9 protein-coding genes and 2 pseudogenes are annotated in these 9,126 nt (G+C 62.8%); 7 read left to right on the top strand and 4 right to left on the bottom strand.

Annotated features, from left to right (window positions below; translation table 11 throughout):
- Nucleotides 1–2: 2 nt before the first annotated feature.
- Entirely contained in the window at nt 3–1,184 is a 1,182-nt protein-coding gene (locus AC1Q5O_RS26280) for a muconate/chloromuconate family cycloisomerase (protein WP_062653243.1), read from the bottom strand.
- A gap of 250 nt (nt 1,185–1,434) precedes the next feature.
- On the opposite strand from AC1Q5O_RS26280, the gene AC1Q5O_RS26285 reads away from it, so the two are divergent.
- The gene (locus AC1Q5O_RS26285; RefSeq protein WP_062653140.1) at nt 1,435–2,346 is read left to right on the top strand and encodes a LysR family transcriptional regulator; all 912 of its coding nucleotides are present in this window, start codon (nt 1,435–1,437) and stop codon (nt 2,344–2,346) included.
- A gap of 51 nt (nt 2,347–2,397) precedes the next feature.
- Here the strand turns inward: AC1Q5O_RS26285 and AC1Q5O_RS26290 are convergent, their stop codons facing one another.
- A complete protein-coding gene (locus AC1Q5O_RS26290; RefSeq protein ID WP_062653138.1) occupies nt 2,398–3,144 on the bottom strand; it encodes an IclR family transcriptional regulator in 747 nt (248 codons plus the stop codon).
- 149 nt (nt 3,145–3,293) lie between these two features.
- Between AC1Q5O_RS26290 and AC1Q5O_RS26295 the strand changes: the two genes are divergently transcribed.
- The 3 genes from AC1Q5O_RS26295 to AC1Q5O_RS26305 all read left to right on the top strand — a co-directional run bounded on the left by AC1Q5O_RS26295 (nt 3,294) and on the right by AC1Q5O_RS26305 (nt 6,009).
- Nucleotides 3,294–4,847 carry a 4-hydroxyphenylacetate 3-hydroxylase N-terminal domain-containing protein gene (locus tag AC1Q5O_RS26295; RefSeq protein ID WP_062653136.1) on the top strand — a complete coding sequence of 518 codons (1,554 nt, stop codon included), beginning with the start codon at nt 3,294–3,296 and terminating at the stop codon, nt 4,845–4,847.
- Between the two features lie 66 nt (nt 4,848–4,913).
- On the top strand, nt 4,914–5,537 hold the full coding sequence (locus AC1Q5O_RS26300) for an FAD synthetase family protein (RefSeq protein WP_030540716.1): 624 nt from the start codon (nt 4,914–4,916) through the stop codon (nt 5,535–5,537).
- Nucleotides 5,530–6,009 (top strand): flavin reductase family protein, encoded by a 480-nt coding sequence (locus AC1Q5O_RS26305; protein WP_062653134.1) that lies wholly within the window; start codon nt 5,530–5,532, stop codon nt 6,007–6,009. The genes AC1Q5O_RS26300 and AC1Q5O_RS26305 overlap by 8 nt, the downstream gene beginning before the upstream one ends.
- A gap of 103 nt (nt 6,010–6,112) precedes the next feature.
- Here the strand turns inward: AC1Q5O_RS26305 and AC1Q5O_RS26310 are convergent, their stop codons facing one another.
- Nucleotides 6,113–6,583, bottom strand: a complete 471-nt coding sequence (locus AC1Q5O_RS26310) for a DDE-type integrase/transposase/recombinase (protein ID WP_279874745.1) — start codon at nt 6,581–6,583, stop codon at nt 6,113–6,115.
- On the opposite strand from AC1Q5O_RS26310, the gene AC1Q5O_RS26315 reads away from it, so the two are divergent.
- Both AC1Q5O_RS26315 and AC1Q5O_RS26320 read left to right on the top strand, forming a co-directional pair.
- Nucleotides 6,549–7,055, top strand: a complete 507-nt coding sequence (locus tag AC1Q5O_RS26315) for a DDE-type integrase/transposase/recombinase (RefSeq protein ID WP_156393945.1) — start codon at nt 6,549–6,551, stop codon at nt 7,053–7,055. The genes AC1Q5O_RS26310 and AC1Q5O_RS26315 overlap by 35 nt on opposite strands.
- Before the next feature lie 43 nt (nt 7,056–7,098).
- A pseudogene (locus AC1Q5O_RS26320) lies at nt 7,099–7,290 on the top strand (alpha-hydroxy-acid oxidizing protein); the annotation flags it as partial.
- Between the two features lie 39 nt (nt 7,291–7,329).
- Here AC1Q5O_RS26320 and AC1Q5O_RS26325 read toward each other — a convergent pair.
- Nucleotides 7,330–7,998 carry a MipA/OmpV family protein gene (locus AC1Q5O_RS26325; protein WP_082572660.1) on the bottom strand — a complete coding sequence of 223 codons (669 nt, stop codon included), beginning with the start codon at nt 7,996–7,998 and terminating at the stop codon, nt 7,330–7,332.
- Nucleotides 7,999–8,058: 60 nt separating this feature from the next.
- Between AC1Q5O_RS26325 and AC1Q5O_RS26330 the strand changes: the two are divergent.
- Nucleotides 8,059–8,776, top strand: a pseudogene (locus AC1Q5O_RS26330) (IS6 family transposase).
- Nucleotides 8,777–9,126: the final 350 nt, after the last annotated feature.

Consider the following 9,126-nt stretch of genomic DNA (forward strand, 5'->3'; position numbering starts at 1 on the left):
CTTTATCCAACCGGAGTGGTCTTGCGGCGCAGCCCGTCGCGAGCAAAGAACGCCACCCGGTCATCATCGAGTTCGATCCCGAGGCCGGGGCCGTCGGGAACGGTGAGTTCGAAATCGCTGTAGTCCAGCGGCACGCGCAGGATTTCCTCGGTCAACAGCAGCGGGCCGAAGAGCTCCGTCCCCCATTGCAGATTGGGGAAGGTCGCGAAGAGATGGGCCGAGGCGATGGTACCCGGCGCGCCTTCCAGCATGGTGCCGCCGTAAAGGCCTATCCCGGCCGCATCGGCGATGGCTGCGGTGCGCTGCGCGTTGAAGAGGCCGCCGTTTTGCTCGATCTTGATCGCGAAAACGTCCGCGCCATGGACCCGCGCGATTTCAAAGGCCGACTCCGGTCCGGTGATGGATTCATCCGCCATCAGCGCCACGGGAAAACGCCGCACTAGCCGCGACAGCGCGGACGCCGAGGCGACGGGCTGTTCCACCAGTTCGCAACCGGCATCGGCAAGCGCCGCCATACCCCATGCGGCATCGGTCTCGCTCCAGGCCATGTTCACATCGACCCGGATGGCGCCTCGCTCGCCAAGGGCGCGCTTGATCTCGGCCACATGGGTGATGTCCTGCCGAAGCTCCTTCGCCCCGATCTTGAGCTTGAAGATCCGGTGCCGGCGCAGGTCCAGCATCCGCTCGGCTTCGTCTATGTCGCGGGCCGTATCACCCGAGGCCAGCGTCCAGGCCACCGGCAGCCGCTCGCGCCGCCGTCCGCCCAGGAGTTCGCTGACCGGCAATCCAGTACGCTTGCCCTGCGCATCGAGGAGCGCTGCTTCGACGGCGCTTTTGGCGAAGCGGTTGTCCTTCGCCATCTTGCCTATCCGCGCCATGAGCGCCTGCACCCGGCTTGCGTCCTGACCGATCATCAGCGGCGCGAAATAGGTGTCGATCGCCAGCTTCATGCTTTCCGGGCTTTCGCCGCCATAGGCAAGGCCGCCGATCGTCGTACCCTCGCCGATGCCTGTCACGCCATCGCTGCACAGGATCTTCACCAGCATCAGCGTCTGGCCGTTCATCGTCGCGACAGACAGCTTGTGCGGCCTGATCGTCGGCAAGTCGACCAACAGCGTCTCGACCTGCTGGACGACAGCACTGCGTATGGTGACCGGCGGAAGGGGGGCGAAGGACTGGTTCATACCGGCATGATGAGACCCCAAGGCGGCCGTGTCCAAGATCATTTGCATTTGATGCGATACCGAAAAGGTATCAGAGGAGAAATCGCGGCCTGGTAAGGACTTGCTGCCCGAGGCAGGCGCTTCATGCCGGATGGGTATGGTGCGATACCGAAATTGGCGCTTGCGGCAGGACGTGAAATCGGCTCCTGTCATACTTTCGGACGATACCTGAAAGGTTTTTCCATCTCGGGTTCCGCTCTGGGAGGAGACAATGGAATTCCGCCAGCTCAGGTATTTCCTTGCTGTGGCAGAAGAACTTCACTTCGGGCGCGCCGCGACGCGGCTGGACATGGCGCAACCGCCACTGTCGCGCCAGATCGCCTCGCTGGAAGAGTCTCTGGGCGTGCAGCTATTCGACCGCAGCCGTAGCCAGATCCGCCTGACGCAGGCAGGAGTCGTGTTGCAGGATCACGCGCGGCAGATCCTCGACCGGATGGATACGGCGCAGCGCGAGACGCGGCTGGTTGGCGCAGGCGGCGCGGGTCGGTTGCGGATCGCCTTCGTCGGTTCCGCGTCGCACGGGCTTCTGCCCATGCTGATCAAGTCGTTCCGGTCGGTCTATCCGGAGGTGGAACTGGCGCTGTCCGCGCTGAACAATGCCGAGCTGCACCGGGCCCTGATCACGCGGGAGATCGACATCGCCGTTGCCCGCCCCGAACTCAAGGACGAGGAGTTCCGCCAGCAGCTTCTGTGTCGCGAGAAGCTGATCCTGGCGCTGCCCGACAGCTCTCCGCTGGTCGCGGAAGACAACATCACCTTCGCCGACCTGAGCGGCCAGACCTTCGTGCTCTATCCTCGCCGCCCGCGCCCGAGCTATGCCGATGTCGTGCTCGATATTTGCGAGCGAGAGGGGGTGAAGCCCGGCGGCCTCGAGCTGACGCAGGATTTTCAAAGCGCAATCTCGCTGGTCTCGGTCGGCGTGGGGCTGTCGGTCGTGCCCGAATCCGTCAGCCGGACGACGCGACCTGGGGTCATCTATCGCCCCTATGTCGGCCACAACCCTGGAACCGCTTTGACGGTCCATTCCCGGTTGGACAACCGCGCCCCGCAGGTGCTGAACTTCATGGAGATCACCCGAAAATTCGCCAGGACGGCGCAAGCCGCAGTCACTCGGGCCGAATAGCGCGGCACAGCGCCTGAACCCGCTATTCCCCGTCTGCGGATTCGCGGATGATCAGGGATCCCTGCGTCGATGGTCCAGGCGGTCAGAGATCCGCTGCGCCGCATCGACGGTGATAGTACGGAAAGCGCGCGGCTGGCGCGCATGGCGGCTGGCCGGAACCGTCATCGACAGCACCGCGACCGCGCGTCCGACGTGGTCCCGAATCTGTGCCGCGAGGCAGACCAGATCGTCATCATCGCCAATTGGGCCGCTGTCGAACCCCTCGGCCGCCAGTGCGGCCAGTTCGTCGCGCAAACGTTCCGGGGCGTCGATGGGACCACCGGGGCGGGCATGCTCGTCCAGCCAGTCGTCAAGCCGCATGGGGCTGAAGGCAGCCAGATGCAGTCTGCCGGGCGGCGCCTTGTGCAGCGGCAGATGCGGGCCGATCACCCCGGACGACACCCGCAGGGGCCGGGTGCCGTCGATGGCGTCGACCAGCAGCAGACGGTCGTGATCGTGCATCGTGAGGTGCAGCGTCTCGCCATGATCGGCGGAAAGCTGGGCCATCACCGGCCGCGCCACCTCGACCAGATCGGAACTGTCCTCCAGCGCGTGGTAGAGCGTCGCCACCAGCGGGCCGAGCCGATAGCGCCCCCGCTCGACCTTGCGCAGAAGGCCGATCCCCGCCAGCCCATCCACCAGATCGTGGGTGCCGCTAATGGAATTGCCGATGGCCCGCGACAGGGCCGTGACGCTGTGTTCCGACTGCGTGGCGGAAAAGCAGCGCAGTACTTCGCCGATCTTGCGGATTGTCTTCATCGAGTGCTCCCTCGTCCTGCCGATCCCGCTGTGTTTTCCGGCAATGCCGGAAAAATGACAGGTATTACGCGATACCTTTCGGTGCGCACGCGTCGATGTCAGTCTTCACGTCGAGGAGCGTCAGGCAATCTGCCGCAGGGGAGGAAGACATGAAAGATCAAACCACCGCCACCCAGGCACCGTATACCGGTGCCGAATTTCTGGACAGCATCCGCGATGGGCGCGAGATCTACATCCACGGCGAGCGGGTAAAGGACGTCACCAGCCATCCGGCTTTTCGCAACTCGGCCCGTATGGTCGCGCGCTGGTACGACCGGCTGAATGCGGAGAAGGATACAATCGGCCGACCGACCGACACAGGCTCGGGCGGGTGGACGCATCCCTTCTTCAAGGGAACCAAGACCGCCGAGGAACTTGTGGCTGGCCGCGATGCCATCGCCGCCACCCAGCGGGTGGCGAATGGCTGGATGGGCCGCTCGCCCGACTACAAGGCCGCCTTCCTGGGCACGCTGGGGGCCAATGCGAGCTTCTACGGCGAATATGCCGGCAATGCGAAGACCTGGTATGACCGTACGCAGGAGCGGCTGGACTACTGGAACCACGCCATCGTTAACCCGCCGATCGACCGCCACCTGCCCGTCGAGGAGACCGGCGACGTCTACATGCAGGTGGAGAAGGAAACCGATGCCGGCCTGATCGTCTCGGGTGCCAAGGTGGTTGCCACCGGCTCGGCCCTGACGCACTACAATTTCATCGCCCACTACGGAATCCCGATCAAGGAGAAGAAGTTTGCCCTGATCTTCACGGCTCCGATGGACAGCGCCGGCGTCAAGCTGATCAGCCGCGCTTCCTACGAGCTGAACGCGGCGGTCATGGGCACGCCCTTCGACTATCCGCTCTCCAGCCGGCTGGATGAGAACGACGCGATCCTCGTGTTCGACAAGGTGCTGGTGCCCTGGGAGAACATCTTCATCTATGGCGACATCGAGAAGATCAACGCCTTCTTCCCCGCCTCGGGCTTCGTGCCGCGTTTCACGCTGCACGGTACCACGCGGCTGGCGGTGAAACTCGATTTCATCTCCGCCCTCTTTTCCATGGCGCTGGAGGCGACCGGCTCGGGCGCCTTCCGCGGCCCGCAGACCGCCGTGGGCGAGGTGCTGGGCTGGCGCAACCTGTTCTGGGGCCTGTCGGACGCGATGGTGAAGAGCCCGGTCCCGTGGCAGGGAACCGATGGCTACGTTCTGCCCAACATGAACTACGGCCTTGCCTATCGCATCTTCGCACCGATGGCCTACAGCCGGATCAAGGAACTGATCGAGCGCCATGTCGCCTCGGGGCTGATCTACCTGCCGTCCTCGTCGCTCGACTTCGCTTCGGATGCGGTGCGGCCCTGTCTCGACCGGTTCGTGCGCGGCTCGAACGGCATGGCAGCAGTGGACCGCGTCAAGCTCCTGAAGCTCCTCTGGGATGCGATGGGCTCGGAATTCGGCGGGCGGCATGAGCTTTACGAGACAAACTATGCCGGCAACTACGAGAACATCCGCATCGAGACCATGCTGACCGCGCAGGCGACCGGCGAGATGGCCACCCTTCAACAGATGGTGCGCAACTTCATGGCCGAATACGACCTGACCGGCTGGACCGCGCCCGACCTCATCAACCCCTGGGACGTGAACCGCCTGAAGGCGGGTTTCCAGGGCTGAGGCCACGGGTTCAAGTCCGTGAGGGCGGCCGATCATCCCGGCCGCCCCTTGCAAGAGGAGGAGCGGATGGGTCTGGATTTCTCCGGGGTTCCGGCCCAGGTCGTCACCGACCGGCAAGTCATGCTGCCTGCCAGCGTTGCGGCCCTCGGGGCCTTCGACGGGGTACATCGCGGGCATCAGGCGCTGATCCGGGCTGCCGTGGACTCGGCGCGGGAGCAGGGTCGGCCCGCCGTGGTCTGGACCTTCGATCCGCCACCCAAGGTGCATTTCGGTCGCGCGGCGCAGCTTTTGCCGCTGGCGGAAAAGCTCGCGCGGATCGCGGCGCTCGGCCCCGACTTTATCGTCGTCGCCCAGTTCAATGACTGCTACGCCCGCCGTAGCGCCGACGATTTCCTGGCCGATCTGGGTCGGATCGGGCCTGTGCAGATCCATGTCGGCGCCGATTTCCGCTTTGGCGCGCGGCAGGCAGGCGATGTGGCGCTTCTGGCGCGGCATTTCAGCGTCGTCGAGGCCCCGGTCACCTGCTGCACGGCAGGAGAAACGATCTCGTCCAGCCGGATCCGTGGGCTCCAGGCCTCCGGGCGCGCTGCCGAAGCCGTGCCCCTGCTGGCCGCCCCGCTGCCCTTGCATGCTATCGGGGCCGCCCTTTTAACCAACGACATCCGCCATAGGGAGGACGACAATGCTTAGATTTGACGCACGTGATCTGCGCAACGCCTGCGGCAGCTTTGCCACCGGCGTCACGGTGATCACCACCCGCACGGATGACGGCGACCATGGCATGACCGCCAATGCCTTCATGTCGGTCTCGCTCGACCCGCCGCTGATCTCCATCTCGCTCGACCACAAGAGCAAGATGCGGGAGCGGATCCGCGCCTCGGGCCGCTACGCGGTCAGCATCCTTGGTGACGACATGGAGCATGTCGCCTGGCATTTCGCGGGGCGTCACAACGAGGCCCTGTCCACCATCCTCGAAGACCGCCACGATCTTCCAGTGGTGCCGGGCGCGGCGGCGGTGTTTCTTACCGAGGTGGAACAGGAGGTCGAGGCCGGCGACCATACGCTCTTTATCGGACGCGTCACCCATCTCGAACGCCGGGCCGAAACCGGCCCGCTGCTCTTCTGCGGCGGCAAATTTGCGCGGCTGGCCGCGGCGATATAGACACGATGTCACAAAGGCAAGCGTTCGGAGGTCGATGGGGGTCGTGCATGGGAGGCGCCGCCTTAACCTGGGACCGGACGCACTTCTCTCCGCAGACCGTTTTTCACGCACTGATTGACGGGGCGATGTGTTGCCACGTTGCAATAGCCTGGGAGCGAAGTTTTCGGTGATCGGCAGCGGCCAGATGTCCGCGGTGAAGAAGGACGAGATTGGCGATCTGGCCATGAACTGAGACGAAACGCTGGCATTGCCGGGCCGACTTAAACCGCATCATACGCCACTCCCGTCGTCGCACGGGGAGATGTGAATTCTCTGCCCGGTTGGTGATGCCTTTGTGAGATCCATGCTCGACGCCCTGCATCAGTTCCGCCCTGGCTGATGCGTAGGATCGCAATTTGTCGGTGACCATGACCCGTGGAGATATGCCCTGACCTTTGAGGAACTTGCGCATCAGCCGCAGGGCTGCGCGTGTGCTTCTCCGGCTCTGAAACAGAGCATCGAACGCGCGGCCGTTAGCGTCAACGACGTGCCAGCCTGACATGGTCTGGGTGGCCGACTTCACGTACATCCGCATTACGGTTGGCTTCTGCTATCTCGCGGTCATTCTCGACGCTTGCAGCCGGAAGGTCATCGGCTACGGCCTGTCAAAACGCCTGGATACGCCCCTGGCATTGGCAGCGTTGCGTTCGGCGATCGAAAACAGGAAGGCTCCACCCGGCTGCATTCACCACACGGACCGCCGATGCCAAGGCAGATTCAACCGGTTGCCGCAACACCCCAACATGGAGGTGTTTATTGTGACGGGCCGCCGGAAATCGGAGCAGTCAACGCGGCAGAAACTATCCTCGCCAGGGCGACCACCGGTGTGGCAGCGTGAGAACCTATGCCGGTTCTGGCGAGAAATAGCGGCAGGCTTGTCAGCGAGGATGCCGCTTTGGAAGCCAGCGTCTCTGCCCCTGTTGGGAACCGGTGATTTCGGAGGTCAGGTGGCATGCCTCCCACACATTTGTCGCCCTCAGCGGCACTACTCAAAAGCAGAAGCCTGACTTTCCGAGAGCGAGAGGACATAGCTTTGGAAGCGCTCGCGGCGCTGGCAAGCGCACCGGCTTTGCCATCCCCTTCCGCCTGAACCTCGCCAGGATGGCGCAGTTCGCCGTCAAGCCAGCCTGGGCGATCAACTATTTCTCCCACGAAAAACTCCGCCTGCCGCAGCTCGACAGCCATGGGGACATGGGTAGCCGTACGATGTCGATCAGCCGCTATTTCATCGAGATGCTCGAAGACTTTCGTGACCAGCGCTAGACTGCATTCCGACGACGGTCAGAATTTGTATCCAACGAAGATCGAAGCGGAGGGCTGAGCTTTTTTCTCGACGATCGGGCTATCGGCGGCGTCGCCGGTAAGGAAGCCCACGCCAGCTTCGCCGCGGACGAGCCAGTTCTCAGTGAACATGTACATAGCGGACGCCGACACATCCACCCTCTTGAGGCCGGCTTCAGCCTTGTATTCCGAAAGCCCGGATGCCGCCGATTGCTGGGGCGTTACGCCGAAGTACGCCTGCATGTTCTTGTCGTTTGCGACAGTTGCCTTGGCCTCGGCTCCGAGGAAAAGCCGCTCCGTGACAGGCGCCATGTATTCGACGCCGAATGTTCCGATAAGGCTTTCGGTTCCACCGATCGTCTGGTCGACCGCTGCGTAGATTTCGAGGCCCTGCCACTGGTATGCCAGTTTGCCTCCAACGGTCGCCGCGAAATCGATGTCCCCCAGGCCCTTGAGGCGATCATGGTCGCCTTCGTCACGGCCCATCTCGTAGCCAACCTTGGCAGAGACGGAGAAGCCATTGTGTTCAAACGGCGTCACGGTCACTCCCAACGGATCGATCTCAAGCCAATCGCCATAGGTGAACAGGACGACGGGCAATGGCGTGACCTCATAGTCACCGCTGCCCTCATATTTTGGCTCATAGCCAGCGCCGGCGCCAACAATCAGGCTCCAGTTGCGCTGGTTCGGCTGGCGTTGTCACGTTGTTCGTGGCTTAACGGTTGACGGATAACCGGACGTGATGAGCACGCCGACCATCAGCTACAAGAACCACCGTTTCCCACCGCATATCATCGCCCATGCCGTCTGGCTGTATTACCGGTTCCCGTTAAGCCTGCGGCTGGTGGAAGAAATGCTGCTGGAGCGCGGCATCGTCGTGTCCTACGAAACGATCCGGCGCTGGGGCCGCAAATTCGGTGCGGCCTACGCAAAGCGACTGTGCAGAAAAAAGCCGTCGAGAAAGGATATCTGGCATCTGGACGAAGTGGTCGTGACGATCGGCGGGCGAAAGCATTGGCTTTGGCGAGCCGTCGACCAGGACGGATATGTTCTCGACGAGATCGTGCAGACCCGTCGAGACACCAAGGCTGCCAAGCGATTGCTGATCAGGCTGCTGAAGAAGCAAGGCCTCGCGCCAAAGAGGATTGTCACCGATAAACTGCGTTCATACGGGGCGGCAAAGCGAGATGTGATGCCGGCCATTGAACATAGATCACACAAGGGCCTTAACAACCGTGCGGAAAATTCCCATCTGCCGCTGCGAAAACGAGAACGAGTGATGCAGGGTTTCCCATCCGTCGGCAGTCTGCAACAATTTGTCCCCGTGTTTTCAGCGGTTAGAAATCATTTCGTCCCGTCGCATCAAAAACACTCCGCCCTTGCCACCCACATTCATCGAATCCGCGCCATGGCGCACTGGAAGGCCGTGACCGGCGCAACTGCCTGAGTTTAACTGAAAGCGCTTCGTCCGGCCTCAGTCGAACAACGTGACCACGCCGGCCAAACGCACACATGACCCACTGAACCGCGGCAGCCTCACGCAACAGCGGCTCGGTGCCTTCCTTGGACAGAACAACCGTGACAGCATCGAAGAGCTGTGACGGCGAGCCGGTGAGCTGACCGTCAGCCTTGATCGACTTGCCATCGGAGAGTTTTGCCTACCCGACTTTCGGCGCAACGACGAGCGGTGTGGCGCCCGCTTTAGTAATCGCATCTTTTAGGGGTCTGCCTCACTTTGTGTGGAGATCGGACAATTGGATGGGCATCATCCGCGCTCTGAGAAGCTCTGCACCCGCT

The sequence above is a fragment of the Phyllobacterium sp. MT110 genome, assembly GCF_058792715.1.